Annotated in this window: 18 protein-coding genes; 15 read left to right on the top strand and 3 right to left on the bottom strand. The window is 66.7% G+C overall.

The genetic code is table 11. The annotated features are described in order from the left end of the window. Positions 1–70 precede the first annotated feature (70 nt). Complete coding sequence (locus IAG41_RS09505; RefSeq protein ID WP_187728366.1) at positions 71–991, bottom strand: FecR family protein; 921 nt, start codon at positions 989–991, stop codon at positions 71–73. Further along, positions 988–1,524, bottom strand: a complete 537-nt coding sequence (locus tag IAG41_RS09500) for an RNA polymerase sigma factor (RefSeq protein WP_187728365.1) — start codon at positions 1,522–1,524, stop codon at positions 988–990. The genes IAG41_RS09505 and IAG41_RS09500 overlap by 4 nt, the downstream gene beginning before the upstream one ends. 199 nt (positions 1,525–1,723) lie before the next feature. Here IAG41_RS09500 and IAG41_RS09495 point away from each other — a divergent pair, with 199 nt between their 5' ends. Further along, positions 1,724–2,605 (top strand): metallophosphoesterase, encoded by an 882-nt coding sequence (locus IAG41_RS09495; RefSeq protein ID WP_187728364.1) that lies wholly within the window; start codon positions 1,724–1,726, stop codon positions 2,603–2,605. A 6-nt stretch (positions 2,606–2,611) separates the two neighbouring features. Here the strand turns inward: IAG41_RS09495 and IAG41_RS09490 are convergent, their stop codons facing one another. After that, the gene (locus IAG41_RS09490) at positions 2,612–3,256 is read right to left on the bottom strand and encodes a LysR family substrate-binding domain-containing protein (RefSeq protein ID WP_187728363.1); all 645 of its coding nucleotides are present in this window, start codon (positions 3,254–3,256) and stop codon (positions 2,612–2,614) included. 155 nt (positions 3,257–3,411) lie between these two features. Between IAG41_RS09490 and IAG41_RS09485 the strand changes: the two genes are divergently transcribed. The 14 genes from IAG41_RS09485 (at position 3,412) to IAG41_RS09420 (ending at position 22,082) form a co-directional block, all read left to right on the top strand. After that, a complete protein-coding gene (locus tag IAG41_RS09485; RefSeq protein ID WP_187728362.1) occupies positions 3,412–7,356 on the top strand; it encodes a GAF domain-containing protein in 3,945 nt (1,314 codons plus the stop codon). Continuing rightward, positions 7,353–8,123 (top strand): response regulator, encoded by a 771-nt coding sequence (locus tag IAG41_RS09480; RefSeq protein WP_187728361.1) that lies wholly within the window; start codon positions 7,353–7,355, stop codon positions 8,121–8,123. The genes IAG41_RS09485 and IAG41_RS09480 overlap by 4 nt, the downstream gene beginning before the upstream one ends. 186 nt (positions 8,124–8,309) lie before the next feature. After that, entirely contained in the window at positions 8,310–8,996 is a 687-nt protein-coding gene (locus IAG41_RS09475; protein WP_187728360.1) for a PEPxxWA-CTERM sorting domain-containing protein, read from the top strand. Between the two features lie 255 nt (positions 8,997–9,251). After that, positions 9,252–9,563 (top strand): STAS domain-containing protein, encoded by a 312-nt coding sequence (locus IAG41_RS09470; RefSeq protein ID WP_316251130.1) that lies wholly within the window; start codon positions 9,252–9,254, stop codon positions 9,561–9,563. Then, positions 9,560–9,928, top strand: a complete 369-nt coding sequence (locus IAG41_RS09465) for a response regulator (protein ID WP_187728359.1) — start codon at positions 9,560–9,562, stop codon at positions 9,926–9,928. The genes IAG41_RS09470 and IAG41_RS09465 overlap by 4 nt, the downstream gene beginning before the upstream one ends. After that, positions 9,925–11,916, top strand: coding sequence for a chemotaxis protein CheA (locus tag IAG41_RS09460; protein WP_187728358.1), 1,992 nt, complete (start codon positions 9,925–9,927; stop codon positions 11,914–11,916). The genes IAG41_RS09465 and IAG41_RS09460 overlap by 4 nt, the downstream gene beginning before the upstream one ends. Before the next feature lie 3 nt (positions 11,917–11,919). Then, on the top strand, positions 11,920–12,435 hold the full coding sequence (locus IAG41_RS09455) for a chemotaxis protein CheW (protein ID WP_187728357.1): 516 nt from the start codon (positions 11,920–11,922) through the stop codon (positions 12,433–12,435). Positions 12,436–12,451: 16 nt separating this feature from the next. Continuing rightward, positions 12,452–14,149 (top strand): methyl-accepting chemotaxis protein, encoded by a 1,698-nt coding sequence (locus tag IAG41_RS09450; RefSeq protein WP_187728356.1) that lies wholly within the window; start codon positions 12,452–12,454, stop codon positions 14,147–14,149. A 74-nt stretch (positions 14,150–14,223) separates the two neighbouring features. Beyond that, positions 14,224–16,038, top strand: a complete 1,815-nt coding sequence (locus IAG41_RS09445; protein ID WP_187728355.1) for a methyl-accepting chemotaxis protein — start codon at positions 14,224–14,226, stop codon at positions 16,036–16,038. After that, the gene (locus tag IAG41_RS09440) at positions 16,035–16,505 is read left to right on the top strand and encodes a chemotaxis protein CheW (RefSeq protein ID WP_187728354.1); all 471 of its coding nucleotides are present in this window, start codon (positions 16,035–16,037) and stop codon (positions 16,503–16,505) included. Before IAG41_RS09445 ends, IAG41_RS09440 begins: the two co-directional genes overlap by 4 nt. A gap of 125 nt (positions 16,506–16,630) precedes the next feature. Beyond that, positions 16,631–17,443 carry a CheR family methyltransferase gene (locus IAG41_RS09435; protein WP_187728353.1) on the top strand — a complete coding sequence of 271 codons (813 nt, stop codon included), beginning with the start codon at positions 16,631–16,633 and terminating at the stop codon, positions 17,441–17,443. Positions 17,444–17,449: 6 nt separating this feature from the next. Further along, positions 17,450–18,538 carry a chemotaxis response regulator protein-glutamate methylesterase gene (locus IAG41_RS09430; protein ID WP_187728352.1) on the top strand — a complete coding sequence of 363 codons (1,089 nt, stop codon included), beginning with the start codon at positions 17,450–17,452 and terminating at the stop codon, positions 18,536–18,538. 39 nt (positions 18,539–18,577) lie between these two features. Next, positions 18,578–20,284, top strand: a complete 1,707-nt coding sequence (locus tag IAG41_RS09425; RefSeq protein ID WP_187728351.1) for a hypothetical protein — start codon at positions 18,578–18,580, stop codon at positions 20,282–20,284. 130 nt (positions 20,285–20,414) lie between these two features. Beyond that, positions 20,415–22,082 carry a hypothetical protein gene (locus IAG41_RS09420; RefSeq protein WP_316251129.1) on the top strand — a complete coding sequence of 556 codons (1,668 nt, stop codon included), beginning with the start codon at positions 20,415–20,417 and terminating at the stop codon, positions 22,080–22,082. The last annotated feature ends 3 nt before the right edge of the window (positions 22,083–22,085 follow it).

The raw sequence follows: 22,085 nt of genomic DNA, 5'->3' as shown, positions 1-22,085 counted from the left end.
GGCTTTGGGTCAGGTCCGGACAAAAGAATTTTGTTGCAATGCAGTGACATGAAGAAGTCGATTGCGAGACTCAATCGACAGTCGCGACGAGCTTGAGCTTGTCGCCTTCCTTCACGACGTCGAAGCCATAAGCGGCGCCGATCGCGCCCAGTAATTGCTGTGAATTATCAAGCTTGAAGCGGCCGGACAGGGTGATGGTACCCAGCGCGCGCGGCGGTTCCAACACCAGCGGTCCGTCCCGCCGGTTGAGCGCGTCGACCAAGTCGACGAGCCGCATATCGTCGGTATCGACCCAGTCCTGGCGCCAATTCTGCTGCGTCGCGTCAAAGCGTGTCGGCGCCTTGGCCACACCCTCGCTAAACCGCGAGCGGAAACCCGCCGGCACCTCGACGCTGCCGGCTTCATAGGATGCGCTGCCGAACCGCACGCGACCGCGATAGACCGAGAGCTTCACTTCGCCGCGCGCGACATCGACGTCGAACGCAGTGCCGAGCACGCGTGTGGCCGAATCCCCGGCATGGACGACGAACGGGCGCTTGGGCTCGTGCGCGACGTCGAAATAGGCCTCGCCCTGCTTGAGCACGACCACCCGCTGGCGATCGTCGAGCGTCACGTCGAGGCTGGTCGCGCCGCTCAGATGGAGGGTGGAGCCGTCGGCCAACTTGACGTCCCGTTGCTGACCGCGCTGGGTTTCGTAATGGGCGATGGCCGGCACCGGGCCGGCCTTGAACCAGCCGCTCGACCAGGTGCCGATGCCGATCGCGCTGACCAGCGCGAGTGCGCCGAGCGTGGTGGCGTTGCGGCGCCGTGCGGCGCGCATCGCCCGGACGTCGCCGTCGGAGAGACGTCCGAACGTCGCAGCCTGCTCAAGTGCCTCGGCGAGGGCGGGATCCTGCAGCGTCGCCTGGACGTCGGCGGCACGCGGCGGCGGTGCCCCATTGCCGTCGGCAAGCGACCAATGCGCTGCGTTGCGGAGTGCGCGGCGGCTCATGCGCGTGCTCCCGCCGGCAGACCGCGGCGCTCGAGCGCTGCGCGCAGATCGGCCAGCGCGCGACTGCAATGCTTCTCCACGGCAGCGACGCTGAGATCGAGGTCGGTCGCGATCGTCGATGTGGCGATCCCGTCGAGCCGGCGGCGCAGGAACACTTCGCGGCGAAGCGCCGGCATCACCTTGAGCGCGCGGACCAGTATCTCGACGCGCTGGCGGTAATCGAGGATCTCCTCGGCGCGGGGCTGCGGGCAGACGAGGTCCTCGGCCAGCTCGCCTGTCGCCGGCTGGGCCTTGTGGCGGCGGAAATGGTCATGGACCAGGTTGCGTGCGATCGCGAAGCAGAAGGCGCCGACATCGGCGACGGGGCGCGTGCGGCGATAATCGTAGAGGCGGACATAGGTTTCCTGGACGATATCCTCGCCCTCGACGCGGTCGCGCAGCCGGCCTTCGACGAAGCGCTGGAGCGCGCGGCGCAGCTCGGCGTCCTCGCCATCCGCGCGCCGCCGGGCGGAAATGGCCGTGATCTCGTTCATTGCACCGGACTTCCTTGGGGAAGCCGGCCACGCAGCCGCGCTGGCGCCGTCATCATCTGCCTCCCCGCCCGGATTCGCCCCGAGTCTCCGTACGGCTAGGCGCGGTCCGTGAAGTCCGCATGACAATCGTCCCCGCGCGTTTCAATCTGAAACAATCGCGTCCTAGACAGCCGCGTTTCCGGAAACGTTGGAGTAGGCGATGCGCTTGGGGATGATGCTGGCGGCGTTGATCGGATTGGGCGCAGGCCCGGCCGCGGCACAGGACCAGAAGGTGCTCTTCAGCATCGGCGCGATCGCCGACGCGCAATATGCCGTCGAGCCCGACGCACCGCCGCGGCTCTACCATACCACGCCGGACAAGCTCGCCGCCGCTATCGAGGATTTCAACCGCCAGAAGCTCGCCTTCGTAGTCCATCTCGGCGATTTCATCGACAAGGATTGGGCGAGCTATGACGCGCTGCTGCCGGTGGCCCACAAGCTGAGGCATCCCTGGCATTTCGTGCTCGGCAACCACGAATTCGCGATCGACGACGCGCACAAGCTCCAGGTGCCGGTCAAGCTCGGCATGAAGGCGCGCTACTACAGCTTCGTAGAGCATGGCTGGATGTTCATCGTCACCGACGGCAACGATCTGAGCAGCTATGCCTGGCCCGAAGGCAGCGCGGAAAACAAGCGGAGCATGGAAGCCCACGCCGCGCTCTATGCCGACAAGCCGTTATGGGACGGCGGCATCGGGGACGAACAGATGCGCTGGATCGACGCGCAGCTGGCCGAGGCGGACCGCAAGGGCCTGAAGGCGATGCTGTTCAGCCACTTTCCGCTCTGGCCCGAGAACCCGCACAATCTGTGGAACGCGCCGGCGGTGATGGCGCTGCTGGAGCGGCACCCCTCGGCGAAGATCTGGCTCGATGGGCACAATCATGACGGCAATTACGGCGTCCGCGCCGGCATCCATTATGTGAACCTGAAGGCGATGCTTGACACTGAGGAAACGAGCTATGCCCGCCTCGACTTCTTCGCCGATCATGTCGTGGTGCGCGGCACCGGGCGGCAACAGGATCTCACGCTGCCGCTGCGGTAACCCCGCTCAGTCCTTGCCCCGCGCCGGCAGGATGCGGATGAGCTCCGAAAGCGGCCATGCCGGCTGCTCGGCCTTCCAATGCGCGTGCACGGGAAACACCGCGCCCGAATAATCGACGGGAAGGATTGTCAGATCGTCGCCCAGGCCGTCGACATGGCTGCGGCAGACCAGCGCCAGCCCGTCTCCCGCCGCGACGCGCGCCATCAGCCGCGAAGGGCTGAGATCGAGCAGGACGCTGCTCAGCGCGGGCATGAGCGGGCGGATGCAGTGCGACAGGAAGCGGTGCATGTCGCTGCCATGCTGCTGGCGCGAGACCAGGAAGGGCTGATCGCGCAACTGTTCGGGCGTCACCACCGGCAAGGCGGCGAGGGGATGATCCTTCGCCATCGCGACCATCACGCGATCGACCCAGAGCAATGCGCTCTGCAGGCCCGGCCGCTCGGGTCCGGGCATCACCGCCAGCTGGATCTTGTCCGCCTCGAGCGCGGTCAGGAGCGCGGCGCGGGGCATTTCGTGCACGCCTATCCCCAGGCTCGGGCACGTGCGCGCCAAGGCGAGCAGCTCGTCCCCGAGACGTTCCGGAGCAATCGAAGCAAACAGGCCGACGGCCAACTCGACGCTCGTGTAAGAGACAGGGATCGCGCTATCCATTTGATTATTGTGGGGTGTTTACACCGGTTACCGTCATCAGTTGCGACGGCTGCGACGAAGATGCGACCAACGCGACGGACGTGGCGACCGGGCCGCGCCGCTCGGCTCCCCAGTCGACCAAAGGGTGTGGTACACCTGCACAAATGGGCGGGGATATGAAACCAGCGCGCAATATCACAGCGGACGTCATCTTCCCCGATTTCGATTCGGCGGAGCAGGTACGGCTATGGCTGTCGGAGCATTTCGCCTCCGAAGCCGATCCGCTGCGCATCCTGAGCGTCACCGCCGAGGCGATCGGCCGTTTCCTGGGCGTCGCACGCGTCGGCTATGGCGAGCTCGAGCCCGGGATCGAGTTCATCAACATTCCGTTGGATTGGGCACGCCCCGGGCTGGTCAGCATGGCGGGGCGGCATCCCTTTTATGCGGATTCCGCGCTGACCGGCGAATATCGCCGCGGCCGGACCGTCATCGTCAACAATGTCTCGGATCTCGACCTGGTCCATGAAGAGGCCCGGCTGCTCGAGCTGAGCGACAGCCGTGCCTTCGTCACGATCCCGCTACTCAACGACGGCGCGCTGGTCGCGCTGTTCGTCGCGATCGACGACAAGCCGCGCGTGTGGAGCGCGGAGGAAGTGAATCTTCTCTCGCAGACCGGCGCGCGGATCTGGGGGGCGCTCGAGCATCTGCGGCTCACCGCGAAGCTGCGCGAGAGCGAGGAGCAGTTCCGCTTGCTCGCCGAAAGCCTGCCCGGGCTTTGCTGGATCGGCGACGAGAAAGGCAATCTGCGCTGGGGCAACCAGCAATGGCACGACATGTTCGATGGCACGCGCGGCGCGCTGGGCGATCCCATCGACGTCGTCCACCCCGACGACGTGCCCAAGGCGCGCACGCTGTTGGCGCAGATGCGCGCGCGCCAGACGCCCAATGCGGTGCAGCTGCGCATGCGCGGCGGCGACGGCAATTATCGGCCGTATCTGACCAAGGTCGTCCCGCTCCACGATTCCGGCGGCACGGTGGCGCGGTGGTGCGCGGTCCAGGTCGATCTGAGCGACAAGCAGGCGCTCGACCGGAGGCAGACGGTGCTGCGCGCGCTGCACGACGTCTCTCGCGACCTGACCGATGCGGACAAGATCCTTGCGGCGCTGTCGCGCATTCTCTCCGAGCATCTCGGCATTACCCATTTCCTCTATGGCGAAGCGTCTGACGGCGATCTCGCCAAGATGGGCACCTTTCATGCAGCCAATGGAGTCCCGCGTGAGGATCTAGCGGGCCATGAGCAGATGCGGCTGGCGTATCAGAAGCTGGCCGCGCGGGGCGCCGACGCCAAGATGCAGGTCATCAGCGACAACACCCAGCTCGGTCGTGCGCCGGACGATCCGGTGCAGGGCGCGGCAGACCTGATGGGCACGCGATCGGGCATCATCGTGCCGATCGTCAAGGAAGGCCGCATGGTCGCGGTGATGGCTGTGCTCGACAGCGTGCCGCGCCAATGGGCGGTCGATGAGGTCGATCTGTGCGAGGAACTCGCCGAGCGTGTCTGGGCGACGGTCGCCCGCGCGCGCGCCGAGACCGCGCTCCAGGAGCGCGAGCGCAACCAGGCGTTCCTGATCGACTGGAGCGACCGCATTCGCGGCGAGGCCTCGCCGCAGGCGATCCTCTCGACCACGCTCGAATGGCTCGGCCGGCACCTGGGCGTGACGCGCACCACCTATGCCGAGACCGACGAGACCGGGCGTATCTTCTGCGTCATCGACGAATGGCGCGACGGCGTGTCGAGCGTGAAGGGCAATGTCTTCTCGTTGGAGAGCGTCGGCGCCTCGGTCGATCGCGCCTGGATCGCGGGCGAAGTGATCCGGTACGAGGATGTCGTGCACGATCCGCGGCTCGAGCAGTCCGCCGTCGAGCGCTATACCAGCCACGAGATCCAGGCATTCGTCAGCATGCCGCTGGTGCAGGACGGCCAGATGCACTCGGCGCTTTCGGTTCAGAACGATCGCCCGCGCGTGTGGCGCGACAGCGAGATTCAGCTGATGCGCGATATCGCCGAGCGGACCTGGGTCGCGCTCGAACGCGCCACGGCGCAGGCCGCGCTGCAGGAAAGCGAGCGCAACCAGACCTTCCTGTTGGCCTGGAGCGACCGGATCCGCAACGAGACCAGTGCGCGCGGGATCCTGGGGCAGACATTGGCGGCGCTGGGCGAACATCTGGGTGTCGAGCGCGCCAATTTCGCCGAGACCAGCAGCGACGGTTCGGTGCTGTGCGTGACGCAGGAATGGCGCGAAGGCGTTTTGAGCGCCGTCGACCAGCGCTATCCGCTGAGCGCGCTGGGCGAGAAGCTCGCTGCCGCGCATTCGAGTGGTCAGGCGGTGCGCGTCAACGACACCGCGACCGATCCGCGCTTCGACGAGACCAACAAGCCGTTGTTCGATTCGCTCGGAATCGCCGCAGTGCTGACGCTGCCGATGATGCGCGCGGGACAGATCGTCGCAGTACTCTCGGTCCAGCAGGGAACGCCGCGGCGCTGGCGCGACAGCGAAGTCGATCTGGTCCGCGATCTCGCCGACCGGACGCTCTCTGTGCTCGAACGCGCGCATTCGGAGGAGCGGCTGGCCGAAAGCGAGGCGCAGCTTTCCGCGTTCATGGAGAATGCGCCCGTCGCAATGCACCTGAAGGATGGGGAGGGGCGCTATATCCGCGTGAATCCCGAATTCGCCAAGGCGCTGAGCCGCACGCCCGAGGAATTGCAGGGCAAGCATCCCAACGAGCTTTTCCCGCCCGAGATCGCCGCGCAACTCGAGATCATCGAGCGCGGCGCCCGTGCGGGCAACGTCGCAGGCGCCGAAATCGCGCTCGCCGGCTTCCTCGAAGTCACCCACGTCCTGTCGATGGCCTTCCCGGTGGGCGCGAGCGTCGGCATTGCGCGGACCGGTGGCTTCACGCTCGACCTGACCGAGCGCAAGCGTGCCGAAGCCGCGCTCGCCCAGTCGCGCGAGGCGCTCTACCAGACCGAGAAATTGTCGGCGCTGGGCTCACTGCTCGCGGGCGTCAGCCACGAGCTCAACAATCCGCTGTCGATCGTCGTCGCCCAGGCGGTGATGATGGAGCGCCAGTCACAGGGTTCGGAGCTCGCGGCGCGCGCGCAGAAGATCCGCCGCGCGGCCGATCGCTGCGCCCGGATCGTCCAGACCTTTCTCGCGATGGCGCGGCAGAAGCGGCCCGAACGCGCCGCCGTCGACCTCAACGCCGTGGCGATCGCCGCGCACGAACTGGCGGACTATGGCCTCAAGACCGACGGGATCGCCTCGAACTGCGATTTCGCGCCGGCGCTGCCGCTGATCGCCGCGGATTCGGATCAGCTCCACCAGATCATCATCAACCTGATCGTCAACGCGCAGCAGGCGATGGCCGATTCCGCGACCGAGAACCGGACGCTGACGCTGCGCACTGCGCTCGGCGAGGCCGGAATGGTGACGCTCGAAGTATGCGACACCGGCCCCGGCATCCCCGATGAGATGCGGCGACGGATCTTCGAGCCGTTCTTCACGACCAAGCCGCAGGGGCAGGGGACGGGCGTAGGCCTGTCCTTCTCGCAGGGCCTGGCCGAGGCGCATGGCGGGCGGCTGGAGCTGGTTCCGTCGCCCGAGGGGGCGTGCTTCCGCCTGACGCTGCCGATCGATGTCGGCCAGACGCTGCCGCCGATCCCCGCCGACCTTCCGCTCGCCGCCGCCGCGCCGGCGCGTCGTGCGCTGGTGATCGACGATGAGGCGGAGATCGCCGAGGCGCTAGCCGATTTCCTCCTGGTCGAGGGCTTTACCTGCGACATCGCCGTCGGCGGCGCGGACGCGCGCGCCCAGCTTCGCACCGGCGATTTCGACCTGATCGTCAGCGATATCCGCATGCCCGATATCGACGGCCCCCAGCTCCATGCCTGGATGATGGCCGAACGGCCTGATCTACTTGATCGCGTGGCCTTCGCGACCGGTGATACCCTGGGTGTCGCGGCCGCGCGTTTCCTAGCCGATGTACAGCGTCCCGTTCTCGAAAAGCCCTTCACGCCCGAAGCGGTCAGCCGCTTCCTGCAGCAGATGGATCTCGCATGAGCACCGCAGCCAACCCCTATATCATCACCGTCGACGACGAAGAGGATCTCCGCGAGCCCGTCGCCGCCTATCTGCGCGAGCAGGGCCTTGAAGTGGACGAGGCCGGCGGCGGCGCCGAGCTCGACCAGATCCTGGCACAGCGCACCCCGGCGCTTGTCGTGCTCGACGTGACCATGCCGGTCGAGGACGGCTTCAGCATCGCCCGGCGGCTGCGCGCGAGCCATCCGACGATCGGGATCATCATGCTCACCGCGCGCCGCGACGTGATCGATCGCGTCGTCGGGCTCGAGCTCGGCGCCGACGATTACATCATGAAGCCGTTCGAGCCGCGCGAGCTGCTCGCCCGCATCCGTTCGGTCGCCCGGCGACTCAGCGACGCGCCCGCCGTCGCGAATGATGATGCAGACGCGGCCGAAGAGGCGCCCACCGATACCGGCGACTATCACCAGGAATTCTGGGTGCCCACCTCGCGCGGGCAGATCCGGGTGCCGGTCGACACGATCGAATGGATCGAGGCGGCCAAGGATTATGCGCTGCTCCACACCGCCGAGCGCAGCCACATGATCCGCGTGACGATGTCCGCGCTCGAACGGGGCCTCGATCCCGCGCAGATGATCCGCGTCCATCGTTCGGCGTTCGTCCGGCCCAAATCGGTGCTCCAGATCAACTCGATCGGCCGCCATATGGCGCTTGTCCTGCGTTCGGGCGCGACGGTGCGCGTCGGACCGCGCCACTGGGACGAGGTGCGCCATCGTCTCAAGAATTAAGGCCGCGTAGTAAGCCGCGCGCCTTCGTCGCTGCCGGGAACATGCTCGTCGCATTCCCGGCACCGCCGTCTCGCTCTTGCTGATCTGTCGTTACGCCCGCGGCACGAACCGCCGCATGTCCCGCGCCAAGTATCGTGCGGACGCTGCGTAAGCGACTGACAAATCACGTAATCGAGAGGGAATACCATGTTGAAGAAGATGATGATTGCCGCCGCGCTGGCCAGCGCGTGCGGTTCGGCCCATGCCCAGATCACCGACGATTTCAATCGTCCCAACGGGACGGGCCTGGGCCCCAACTACACCAACCAGGCCAGCACGCCGTCGATCCTGGGCGGCAAGGCCATCACGACTTTTACCGCGCTGTCGACTTACAATGACTCGAGCTCGACCACCGCGTCGGTCGATGTCGCGCTGCGCGGCTTCGATTCGGGCAGCTATGTCGCGCTCGCGCTAGGCTATCTCTCGGGCAGCAACTATTTCATCAAGGTCCAGGACAATGACGGGGACGGCTGGTTCGATTCCTATGGCTTCTACACTGGCAACAACGGTTTCCTGAACGGCATCCAGCCGCTTAACAGCTTCCAGAGCGGCAATATGAGCGTCAGCTATGCCGGCACTGTCGCCAATCTGCTGATCACCACTGCCTGGGGCACCCAGTCCTATTCCTACGACTATGGCTTCACGCCGGGCAGCCTCGATGTCGGGCTCGGCATCAACCGTCAGGGTGTGGCCGACAATCTCACCTTCGCGGGCACCGCTACGGGTGTTCCTGGCGTTCCCGAGCCGGCGGCCTGGGCGATGATGCTGACCGGTTTCGGCGCTGTCGGAATCGGTGTGCGGAGCCGCCGTCGTGGCGGCGTCGCCCACGCCTGATATCAATGCGATCGCGGCGGGTGCTAAGGCGCTCGCCGCGATCGGCTTTCTTTGGGCCGGCCTAAACCATCCGCTCCGATCCGGCCGGGCATAGCGAAACGACCCGCTCCGATCCGTCGGAAATCCGCCATGTCAGTCCGATCCGGAACGAAAAATATCGTTACGATCCAATGAACCGCGCCGCATCCCTCTAAAAAGCAAAAGCAGGTCTGTGCTCCGGAAGTGCAGGCCGCTTTTGGCAGGGATAGGAACGACGTGACGCAAGTAATCGAAGCGCCGATCTCCATTACCGTGAGAAGCGCCGGCGAATTCGCCGAGCAGCTCCTTGGGGCCGTCCAGTCGGGCGGCGATATCGACATCGACTTGTCTGCCCTGGCCGAGGTCGATCTCAGCTTCATTCAGCTCGTCCTCGCCGCGCGCGCGCACCTCGAACAGGAAGGCGCCCGGCTCGGCCTAGCCCAGCCCGCGGGCCCTGGGCTTGCCGCTTTGCTCGATCGCGCCGGCTTCCTTGGCGATCCTCAGCCTGCCGACCTGGATTTCTGGTTCCACGGAGAACTCCCCCAATGACTGCCTCGATCCTTACCGTCGACGATTCCCCCAGCCTGCGCATGGCGATCCGCATCGCGCTCACCGGTGCGGGCTATGACGTCACCGAAGCCGGCGACGGCGTCGAAGGGCTGACCGCCGCCAACTCGGCCAAGTTCGACATGATCATCACCGATCTCAACATGCCCAACATGGATGGGCTGACGATGATCCGCGAGCTGCGCAAGGATCCCGCCCAGTGCGGTACGCCGATCATCTTCCTCACCACCGAATCCGATGACGCGATGAAGCAGCAGGCCAAGGCCGCCGGCGCGACCGGCTGGCTAGTCAAGCCCTTCGTGCCCGAACAGCTCGTCAAGGTCGCCCGCAAGGTCCTTGGCCGGTGAGCGGCCAGGATCCGATCGCGGCATTCCGTGTCGAGGCGGGCGAACTGCTCGAGCAGATCGAGCAGGGTCTGCTCGATCTCGGCCACCGCCTCGACGACCGCGATCTGGTCGATGCTGTGTTCCGCGGCCTGCACACGCTCAAGGGCTCGGGCGCGATGTTCGGCTTCGATGCGCTCGCCACCTTTACCCATCACTGCGAGACTGCGTTCGATCGCGTCCGCAAGGGCCTGGCGCCTGCCACGCAGGAACTGGTCGCGGTGATCCTTTCCGCGCAGGACCATATGCGCGCGCTGATCGACGGCGACGGCACAGGTCTCGAAGCGGCGGGCGACGCGATCCTGGCCCGCCTCCAGGCGGCGATCGACGGCGCTTCGGGCGCCCTGGCTGCTGCCGCTGCGGCCGGGCCTGCCAAGAAAGGCTGGCGCCTGTTCTTCCGCCTGCCGCCCGAATCGATGGCGAACGGCACCAACCCGCTGATGCTGCTCGACGAGCTGCGCGAGCTGGGCGAGTGCAAGATCATCGCGCGTACCGACGCGATCCCGCCGCTGGCGGAGCTGGTGCCGGTCGAATGCCATATCGGCTGGGACGTCGAACTGCATGGCGACATCTCGAAGGACGATATCGAGGACGTCTTCATCTTCGTGATGGACGACATGGAGCTGAAGATCGAGCCGCTGGCGTCCGAGCCCGCTGCCGATGCCGCTCCCGCCGATACGCCCACGGTCGTGCAGGCGATGGTTGCCGCCAACGACGCGCCCGCTCCCGAAACTGCCAATCCGACACCCGGCCGCGCCGCGCCCAAGTCCGGCGAGAGCGTTCGCGTTCCCGCCGAGCGGCTCGACGAGTTGATGGACCGGGTCGGCGAGCTGGTCATCGTCCAGAGCCGGCTGTCGCAGCTCGCCCATGGCGGCGGCAGTGCCGCCGATCTGGTGCTCCGCTCGATCTCCGAGGAAATCGAGCGGCTCGCCAGCGAGCTGCGCGACACGATGATGGTGCTGCGCATGGTGCCGGTCGCCAGCCTGTTCGGCCGTTTCCGCCGCCTCGTCCACGATCTTGCCCGCGATACCGGCAAGACGATCGAGCTTTCCACCGAAGGCGAGACGACCGAGGTCGACAAGACCGTGATGGAACGGCTCGCCGATCCGATGGTCCATCTCATCCGCAATTCGTGCGATCACGGGCTGGAAACGCCCGAGGAGCGTATCGCCGCCGGCAAGCCCGCCGCGGGCCAGGTCAGGCTTTCCGCCCACCAGGCGGGCGGCGAAGTGATGATCACCATCCGCGACGACGGCCGCGGCATCGATCGCGACCGTGTCCGCGCAAAGGCGGAAGTGCAGGGCCTGATCCAGCCCGGCCAGCAGATCTCCGAGCAGGAACTGCTCCAGATGATCTTCCATCCGGGTTTCTCCACGGCGGCCGCGGTCACCAATCTTTCCGGCCGCGGCGTCGGCATGGACGTGGTCAAGCGCACGATCGAGAGCCTGCGCGGTGCGATCGACATTAAGAGCGTGCCCGGCGAGGGTTCGACCGTCACGCTGCGCATCCCGCTGACACTGGCGATCATCGATGGCCTCCTCGTCCGGGTGGGCGAGGGCCGCTACGTGATCCCGCTCGCTGCGGTCGAGGAGTGCATCGAGCTGAGCCTCGAAGAGGATTTGCGTTCGCGCGGCCGCAGCTTCATCACCCTTCGAGATCGCCTGGTCCCGTTCTTGCGCCTGCGCGAGATGTTCGACACGGGCACGCGCCCCGATCCGCACCAGAAGATCGTCGTCATCGCCACCGGCGCCGAGCGCGTCGGCCTTGTCGTCGACCAGATCATTGGCAGCCACCAGACCGTCATCAAGTCAATGTCGGCGCTGCACCGCGACGTTTCCACCTTCGCCGGCGCGACCATCCTGGGGGACGGCGGGGTCGCGCTGATCCTCGACGTCGTCCAGCTCGTCACCCTCGGCCAGCACCAGGAGGAGCGGCTTCGCGCCGCCGGATAAGCCATGCACGAAGCCACCCAGACCCAATGGGATGCCAATGGCACCCTCGAAGTGCTGACCTTCGACCTCCAGGAAGAGACCTTCGCGCTCGAGGCCATCCTCGTCCGCGAGATCCTCGATCTGCTGCCCGAGACGGTCGTGCCCGGCGCCGCGCCTTTGGTCGGCAGCGTCGTCAATTTCCGCGGCAAGATCATCCCGATTGCCGATCTGCGCCTGGCCTTCGCCCTGCCCGCGGCGGAAGCGACGGTCGACAGCCGCATCGTCGTGATCGAGCTCGAGACCGAAAGCGGGGCGATCCAGCTCGGCATCCGTACCGACAAGGTCCACGAAGTCGCCACGCTGCATCAGAATGCCAGCGAGGAGCCGCCCGCCGTCGGCATGCGCTGGCGCCGCGAGTTCGTGCGCGAACTGGTGCGCACTCCGGAGGGCGTGATCGTCCTTCCCGATCTCTCCGCGATTTTCCGTCCGTTCCTCGGGGGTGGCGAGTCCGCTGCCGCCCTTCCGTCCACCGTACATTGAGCCAGGGGCTTAGATCATGCACGCATCCATCAAGCTGAAGCTGGGCGGCACCTTCGCCCTTTTGCTCATCATCATGACCGCGGTCATCGTGCTCGGCATTTCGCGCCTGAGCACGCTCAACGACGCGATCGGCGACGTCATCACCGGTCCTGCCAAGCAGCTCGACCGCGCGCGCAGCATCGACGGCGGCGTGAGCATGATGGTCCGCGCCGAAAAGAACCTCACCATGACCGACGATCCGGCACAGCGCCGCGACTTCGAGGCGTCGATCGACTCCTGGCGCGCGCGCGTCGACGAAGCCGTCGAGCAGGCCAATGCCAAGCCGTCCGAGAAGACCAAGGCACAGTGGGCCGAGCTGCGCGATCAGTGGAACGCGTTCAAGCCGATCAACGAGAAGGTCCGCGAGCTGAGCGATACCGACAAGGCCGCTGCCGTCGCGCTCACCATGGGCGATTCGCGTGACAAGGCGACCGCCGTCACCAAGACGGTCGAAGACCTCGTCAAGGCGCAGCAGCAGATGATGGCTGAAGCCGATGACGATACCGAGGTGCTCTACGGCTCGGCGCGCACGACCATGCTCGTGATGGGCGTCGTCGCATTCCTCGTCACCGCCGCTGCCGCCATCTATCTCTCGTTGCTGATCTCGCGCGGCCTCAAGGCTGCCGGCGACGCGATGCGCCAGGTTGCCGAGGGCGACCTGACCAAGACCGTCGAGGTCAAGAGCAAGGACGAGATCGGCGAGCTGCTGGGCCATGTGAACAACATGATCGAGCGCCTGCGCGGCGTGGTCGGCGATGCGAACGTTGCGGCCGAGAACGTCTCGGCGGGCAGCCAGGAGCTGTCGGCGAGCTCGGAGCAGGTGTCGCAGGGCGCCACCGAGCAGGCAGCCGCCGCCGAGCAGGCTTCGGCATCGATGGAAGAGATGGCCGCCAACATCAAGCAGAACGCCGACAACGCGGCGCAGACCGAGAAGATCGCGCGCCAGTCGTCGAAGGACGCCGAAGCGAGCGGTCAGGCGGTCGACAAGGCCGTGGGTGCGATGCGCACGATTGCCGACAAGATCGGCATCGTCCAGGAGATCGCGCGCCAGACCGATCTGCTGGCGCTGAACGCGGCCGTCGAGGCGGCGCGCGCCGGCGAGCATGGTCGCGGCTTCGCGGTGGTGGCGTCGGAGGTGCGCAAGCTCGCCGAGCGCAGCCAGACCGCGGCCGCCGAGATCAGCTCGGTCTCGTCGGAGACCGTTAAGGCAGCCGCCGAGGCGGGCGAGATGCTGACCAAGCTGGTGCCGGACATCCGCCGGACCGCCGAGCTCGTCTCGGAGATCAGCTCGGCGTGTCGCGAGCAGGACATTGGTGCTTCGCAGATCAACGAAGCGATCCAGCAGCTCGACCAGGTGACGCAGCAGAATGCCGGCGCTTCGGAGCAGATCTCGACCACCTCGGAAGAGCTCGCCGCCCAGGCGGAAGAGCTCCAGGCCAGCATCGCCTATTTCCGGGTGACCGAAGCCGGCGCGGCGCGGAAGGTCGCGCCGATGGCCCGTTCGGCTGCTCCTTCGGTCCGCAAGCCGGCCGCCCCTGCGGTCAAGAAACCCGCGCTCAAGGCTAAGCCGAACTCGATCGTCGATCAGAAGGCGCGCGTGAACGGCTTCGCGCTCGATCTCACCAGCGGTGGGCCCGATGCGGACGACGCCGATTTCGGCAGCCAGGCCGCCTGACGCCAACCATCCTCGGGGCCGTAGCGCAGCTTTCCGCAGCTACGGCCCACGAAAAATAGAAGAGGTCGCTAGAAATGCGCGCAACGATCAAGCTCAAGCTGGGGGTTACCTTCGGCATCCTCATCGTCATGCTGTTCGCCGTGGTGCTGGTCGCCACGTCGCGGCTCAGCACGCTGAACACCGCGATCACCGAGATCATCAACGGACCGGCCAAGGGTGTCGAGCTTTCGCTGACAATCGATACAGAGCTCGGCAAGCTGCTCCGCTCGGAGAAGAACATTCTCCTGACCGAAGACACGCAGCTCAACCAGCAGTTCTCGGACTCGATCCGCACCGGCCAGAACAATGTCGAGAACCTGATCAACCAGGGCGCGGCGCTGGCAGATAGCCCGGAAGAGAAGGCGATCTGGGCGCAGGTACGTTCGGATTGGGCAGCGTTCAAGCCGGTCAACACGCGCGTCCGCGATCTGGGCTTCAGCAACCATAACCAGGAAGGCGCAGCGCTCTCCATCGGTGAATCGCGCCAACTGGCGACGGCTCTTTCGGCCACGGTCGACAAGATCGTCGAGCGCGAGAAGGCGCAGATGCAGCAGACCGACGACGAGACCAACGCGCTCTATGCCGCAGCGCGGCTGATGCTGTTCACCGTGGCTGGCATCGCGCTGGTCCTCGCCATCGGTGGCGCGATCTGGATCTCGCGTCTGGTCTCGGGTGGGCTGCGTCGCATCTCGGCCGCGGTGAGCGCCGTCGCGATCGGCGATCTCGAGCAGGAAGTGAAGGTTACGTCCAACGACGAGATCAAGGATCTGGTCGACACCGTCAACGGCATGACCGCGAACCTCCGCGTCAGCGCCAGTCTTGCCGACAAGATCGCCGATGGTGACCTTACCGTCCATCACCGGCCGCTCTCGGACCGGGACATGCTGGGTCTGGCGCTGGTGCGCATGGTCGAGCGCCTGCGCGGCGTGATCGGCGACGCCACCGCGGCGGCGAACAATGTTTCGACGGGCAGCCAGGAGCTGTCGGCGAGCTCGGAGCAGGTGTCGCAGGGCGCCACCGAGCAGGCCGCCGCCGCCGAACAGGCTTCGGCTTCGATGGAAGAGATGTCCGCCAACATCAAGCAGAACGCCGACAATGCGGCGCAGACCGAGAAGATCGCCCGCCAGTCGTCGAAGGATGCCGAGGCGAGCGGCGTGGCGGTCGAGAAGGCCGTCGAGGCGATGCGCACGATTGCCGACAAGATCGGCATCGTCCAGGAGATCGCGCGCCAGACCGATCTGCTGGCGCTGAACGCGGCCGTCGAGGCGGCGCGCGCCGGCGAGCATGGTCGCGGCTTCGCGGTGGTGGCATCGGAAGTACGCAAGCTCGCCGAGCGCAGCCAGTCCGCCGCCGCCGAGATCGGTGCAGTCTCGACCGACACGGTGCGCGCAGCGACCGAGGCGGGCGAGATGCTGACCAAGCTGGTGCCGGACATCCGCCGGACCGCCGAGCTCGTCTCGGAGATCAGCTCGGCGTGCCGCGAACAGGATATCGGCGCGGCGCAGATCAACCAGGCGATCCAGCAGCTCGACCAGGTGACGCAGCAGAACGCCGGCGCCTCCGAGGAAATCTCGACGACGTCGGAAGAGCTCGCCGCCCAGGCGGAGGAACTCCAGACGAGCATCGCCTATTTCCGTATCGAGGACGGCGGCCGTCACATCTCCGCCCGCACCGCGCCGACGGTCCAGCGCAGCGCGCCGGCCCGCAAGCCGGCCGCGCCTGCCGCCAAGCCCAAGGCGAAGGCGAACTCGATCGCCGATCAGAAGGCGCGGGTGAACGGTTTCGCGCTCGATCTCACCAATGGCGGCCCCGACGCCGACGACGCATCCTTCGGAGTGCAGGCAGCATGAGCGACGTGCAGGAAATCCAGGCCGTGACCTTCGGGCTGGGGGCGGAGACCTTCGCGGTCCCCGTGGCGCTGGTCCGCGAGATCCTCGATTATCGCGAGACGTTCCGCATCCCCAACGGCCCGGATTACCTGCTGGGCCTCACCGACATGCGCGGCCAAGGCGTCGCCACGGTCGACTTCCGGCTGCGCCTTGGCCTGCCGCATGTCGATCCGACGCCCAGCACGCGGATCCTGGTGGTCGACGTGCCGGTCGCCGATCGCGTGCTGGTGCTCGGGCTCGTCGTGGACCGCGTGCTGGAGGTGAGCACCTTTCGCGGCGACCAGATCGGCGCCGCGCCCGATATCGGCGTGCGCTGGCCGTCCGAATATATCGCCGGCGTGGTCAAGCGGACCGAGGGCTTCGTCGTCCTGGTCGATGTCGCGCGCATCTTCTCCACCGATGAGGCCGAATTGCTGCGCGCTGCCTGACCGGAACGGCTCCGCCCGCACTCAATCCCCGCCCGCGTCCAATCGGACCGGGCTCAGCATATCGGAGCAGGTCCTTGGCCACTGCCGCCCCCGTCCTAAGCGCCCAGCCCGTGGGCAACGATCAGATGAACAGGCGCAACTTCGCGAGGGTGGCGGCGTATATCTACGATTATTCCGGCATCAAGATGCCGGAGAGCAAGAAGACCATGCTCGAAGGCCGGCTGCGCCGCCGCCTGCGCGCCACCGGCACACGTACGCTTGATGAATATTGCGATCGGGTGTTCAGCGGAGACGGTCTTGCGAACGAAGGGCTGCACCTGATCAACGCGGTGACGACCAACAAGACCGATTTCTTCCGTGAGCCCGCGCATTTCGAATATCTGACCCGGACGATCCTGCCCCAGTTCAAGGCGCGCGGGATCCGTACCGTGCGCGCCTGGAGCGCCGCCTGCTCGACAGGACCCGAGCCCTACACGATCGCGATGGTGCTCGACGATTATGCCGATACCTGCAACGGCCCCTCTTACGGCATCCTGGCCACCGATCTCGATACCGAGGTGCTCGCAGCCGCCCGCGCCGGCATTTATCCGGCCGAGCTGGTCGATCCGGTGCCGGCGGCGCTGCAGCGCAAATATATCATGATGTCGCGCGATCCAGCGCGGCGCGACATCCGCATGGCGCCGTCGCTGCGCAGCGCGATCGGCTTTGCACGGCTCAACCTGATGGACGATCGGTATCCGGTCGGCGAGGCGATGCACCTGATCTTCTGCCGCAACGTGCTGATCTATTTCGACAAGCCGACGCAGCGCAAGGTCGTGTCACAGCTCGTCGATTGCCTCGAGCCCGGCGGCTATCTGTTCCTCGGCCATTCGGAATCGATCACCGGTCTGGACCTCCCGCTGGTCCAGGTCGCCAACACCGTTTTTCAACGGAGCTGATCCCAGATGCTCGCCGCCAAAAAGATCCGCGTCCTCGTTATCGACGATTCGGCCAGCGTCCGCCAGACGATGACTGCGATCCTCCAGGAGGATCCCGAGATCGAGGTGATGGGTGTCGCCTCCGATCCGTTCAGCGCGGCGCGGCGCCTGCAGGAGGAGGTGCCCGACGTCATCACGCTCGACGTGGAGATGCCGCGGATGGACGGCATCACCTTCCTGCGCAAGCTGATGTCGCAGTGTCCGGTGCCCGTAGTGATGTGCTCATCGCTCACCGAGGAAGGATCGGAGACTTTGCTCCAGGCAATGGAGGCCGGCGCGGTCGACGTGATCCTGAAGCCGCGCGTCGGCGTCGCGGATCACCTGGCCGAACATAATCTCCAGATCCGCGACGTGGTGAAGGCCGCGGCCAGGGCGCGCGTGCGCGGCCGTCCCGCCATGCGCGATCCCAAGCCGCATGGGCCAGAGAAGAAACTGACCGCCGACGCGGTATTGCCGCCGCCCAGCGGCCGCGCGATGAGCCGGACCACCGAGATGGTGGTGTGCCTGGGCGCGTCGACCGGCGGCACCGAGGCATTGCGCGAGGTGCTGGAGGCGCTGCCCGCCAATTCGCCCGGCGTCGTCGTCGTCCAGCACATGCCGGAGAATTTCACCCGCGCCTTCGCGTCGCGGCTCAACACGCTGTGCGAGGTCGACGTCAAGGAAGCCGTGGACGGCGATCCGGTGCTGCGCGGCCATGTGCTGATCGCGCCGGGCGGCAAGCACACGATGCTCGAGCGCCAGGGCGCGCGCTATTATGTTTCCGTGCGCGATGGGCCCTTGGTCTCGCGGCATCGTCCCTCGGTCGATGTGCTGTTCCGATCGGCGGCGCGCGCCGCCGGTTCCAACGCGGTCGGCGTCATCATGACCGGCATGGGCGACGATGGCGCGCGCGGCCTGCTCGAGATGAAGCAGGCGGGCGCCCGCACCTTCGCGCAGGACGAGGCGACGTCGATCGTCTTCGGCATGCCCAAGGAAGCGATCGCGCGCGGCGCCGCCGACCGGGTGGTCCCGCTCGGCGCCATCGCCCGCGAGCTGCTGCAGGCGACTGCGCGATGAGCATGTTTCCCCACCGCAAGATTCCCGACGGAGCCCGGCATGTATCAAGATAGAATCGAGCCCTCAGCTTCCGCGCGCGACGCGGTTGTCGAGAATCTGCAACAGGCCTTGGCCGGGCTCGCCGCCGGGCTCGACGTTCGCTTTGTACATGCCGCGAGCACGCTGGCGACCGTAATCGACACGGTCAACCGCGTGATCGCCTCGCTCGATTCGATCATCCACGCAATCGACGAACAGACCGGCAAGGCCGCGGTCCGCATCCTGCGCGAGAGTGCGCGCGAGCTTACCGCACTGCCCATGCTGCAGCATGAGCGTGTCAACGATCTGGGCGTGGTCCGCCGCGCGGCGGCAGAGCTCAACCTTCACGTGATGCAGATCCAGGAAGTGCTGCGCATCCTCCGGGTCAACGGCACCAATCTCAAGATCGCGGCATCGGGTGCGCCGTCCGTCACGCGGTTCGCCGACGAGATGTTCGCGCGCTTCGATGCCGGCGACGGGCATCTGAAGGGCTTCATGACCACGCTTCAGGAGCTGGTCGGCGGCGTCGCCACCGTCCAGCGCTCGGCACGGCTGATCGCCGCCGAATGTGCCAAGGTGATCCCGCTGGTGCCCGATCGGCTCGCCGACGACGCGCTCGAGCTCCAGGCGCACCAGGTTTCGATCGCCGACAGTGCCGCCGGCGTCCGCAGCATCGCGCGCGAGGTCCAGGGCCGGGTGGCCGTGATCCTGGGCGCGCTGCAGATCGGCGATATCAGCCGCCAGCGGCTCGAGCATATGGTCGCCGCGCTCCAGCTCCTCAACGCGCGGCGGCTCGAGGCAGAGCAGACCGCGGCGGCGCGCGCGCTGGAATCGCACATCCTTGCGCTGATCGAGGCGCAGCTCGCCGACGTCGCGGCCGATCTCGATCGCGAGACCGGACTGCTGGTCAATGCGCTGGGCGAGCTGGGGCCGCATACCGGCGAACTCGTATCGCTGATCGACGAAAGCGACGCAGGACGCGAAGGTCATGCCTTCCTGCATCGGCTGGAGCGCGGTTTCACCGACATCGATGTACTCACCGAGCAGCTCCGCGCCGGTACCAGCAAGACGCTGACGATGACCGCGGTGGTGATCGACACGATGAACGACCTCACCACGCGGCTCGACGCGGTGCGCCTGGTGCGCGCCGACGTCCAGGATATCGCGGTCAGGGCACGCCTGCATGGCGAGCGGCTGGGAACCGCGGGGCGATCGGTCGCGATCGTGGCGGAAGAGATAGGCAGCTGCGCCGATCGTCTCGACCAGGCGGTGAACGGCGTGGGCTGGGCGATCCGCGAGCTCGGCGCGGTCAGCGTCTCGATCCGCCACCGCCACGAAACCGCGCTCGAGACCGATCCTGGCCCCAAGCTCGCCTGGTCTCTCGCGCTTATCCGCGAGGCCTGCCGGCGCACCGATCAGGGCATCGGCGAAGGCGGCATCGACGCGCGCGAGTTGATCCAGACGCTCGACGATGCAGGTTCCCGGCTGGCCGACGAGCTCGAACTGGCGGCCACCATATCGGGGTTCGTCAGGACATTGCGCGAGCTGGGCGGACAGGTGGCGGAGATCGAGGGGACCGACCAGGCGCCGCTTCGCACGATCCTTCAGGAAATCGAGGCGATGTACACGATGGCGCGCGAGCGCGAAGTGCACCGCGCCTTCCTGTTGCCCGGCATGGAACTGATGGCCGCAACCCAGAGCGATACGCTCGATGATGGGCTTTTCTAACCTGAGGGGTCATTTGGATTTTCCCGTTATTTTCCTATCAGAATAGAGAGAAGGTCGGAGGGCGACTTTGTACATTTCGAGGATTGCGGAAGGGCCTGCCGAAGGCGGCGCGTCGCTCGCGAATGTGCAAGTGACTCTTGCTGCATTGGCGAGCGGCCTGGACGCGCGTTTCGTCGAGGCGGGCGGCGCATTGGCGCAGGCCTATCAGATCGTCGAGACGCTGGTGAAATCGCTCGAGGGCGTGACGAGCGCGCTTGATCGCGAGGCGGCGGAGGCTGCCGTGCAGGACATGCGCGCGATCGCCGACCGGCTGACCAGGCTTCCCGCGATGCAGGCTCGGCGCCAGGCGGCGCTCGCCACGATCAGCGGCTCGGGCGAGGCACTGCGCGCGCCGATGGGCCAGTTTCACCGCACGCTTCGCTTCCTTCGGATATGCGGGCTCAACATCAAGGTCGCGGCCGCGGGCGCCGCCGAATTTTCGGGCTTCGCCGACACGATGTTCGAGAAGATCGACGTTGCCGAAGCGCAGATGAGCAGCTTCGGGCATGAGATCGACGGGCTCAGCAGCGGCATTTCAGAAGCGCTCGCGGCAGAGAAGCTGCTGGCGGCCGAATGCACGCGGGTGATTCCGGAAGTTCCACTGCGGTTGGACCGCGATGCACTGGCGCTCCAGGAACACCAGGCGGGGCTCGGCGAGCTAGCGGCCCGGATCGCCCAGGTTGCGCGCGATATCCGCACCAAGCTCGCCACGGCGCTGGGCGCGCTACAGATCGGCGACATCACCCGGCAGCGGCTCGAACATGTCGTGGCCGGCCTGTCGACGCTGGAAGCTGCGATCCGCGAAGGCGGCGAACTGGAGCCCGAGGAATTGAAGGTTATCGAGGACCATACGCTGGCGTTGCTCGCCGCGCAGGCCTCGGACGCGGTCGAGGACTTCCGCTCGCAGGCGCGGATCCTCGCGCAGAGCCTGCGCGCCATCGGCCCGCAGGCCACGGCTTTGCTCGCGCTGAAGGATGCCGGCAGTGCGCAGGGTGCAGGGGAGGGCGACAATGTCCTCCATGTCCTCGAGCGCAGCATCGAGGAGGTGCGGAGCGTCACCGGGCGGCTCCAGGAAGCCGACGAGCTGTCGGACCGGCTCGGCACCGCGACGTCGTCCACCGCGGAAAGCCTGGGACGGCGCATCGCCGCGGTCCAGCGCGTCAAGAACGATGTCCAGCAGATGGCGTGGAACACCGATCTGCGCTGCCGCCGCATGGGTGACGAGGGCCGGGGCCTCGCGATGATCGCGACCGAGATCCGCAATTTCTCCAACCATCTCGAGATGCTGACCAACGGTATCGCGGGCGCCTTCCAGCAGCTTGTCGACGCCGCCGCGGAGATGCGTGCCCAGGCGGAAGAGGCTGGGAAGGTCGATGCCGGGCGGGCGCTCACCGCGTCGCTCGACTGTGTACGCGACGGCGGCAAGCGGATGGACGAAAGCATGTCCGGCCTTGATCGCGACGCCGCGGCCGTGGGCGATATCCTGCGCCAGACCACCGAGAACGTCGATTGCGACGCCGAGATTGGCGACGCGCTGCGCGAAGCCGTGCTGCAGCTGACGGTCGCCGCGGGCGAGCAGGCGCCGCTCCCGGAAAGCCTGCCGGTGGCGCTCGGCACGGTCCTCGGCACGATCCATGCGAGCTACACGATGGTGAGCGAACGCGAGATCCATAAGAGGTTCGCGCTGACGAGCGGCGAGGCCGAAGCCGCGGAGGCGCCCGCACCGGACGATGATGACGATGACGACGGGCTGTTCTGAGGC

Origin of the sequence: Sphingomonas sp. JC676, from assembly GCF_014489075.1 — a bacterium.
Taxonomy (GTDB): Bacteria; Pseudomonadota; Alphaproteobacteria; order Sphingomonadales; family Sphingomonadaceae; genus Sphingomonas.
The sequence above is the reverse complement of the archived record's forward strand: the minus strand, read 5'-3'. Positions and strand labels throughout refer to the sequence as shown.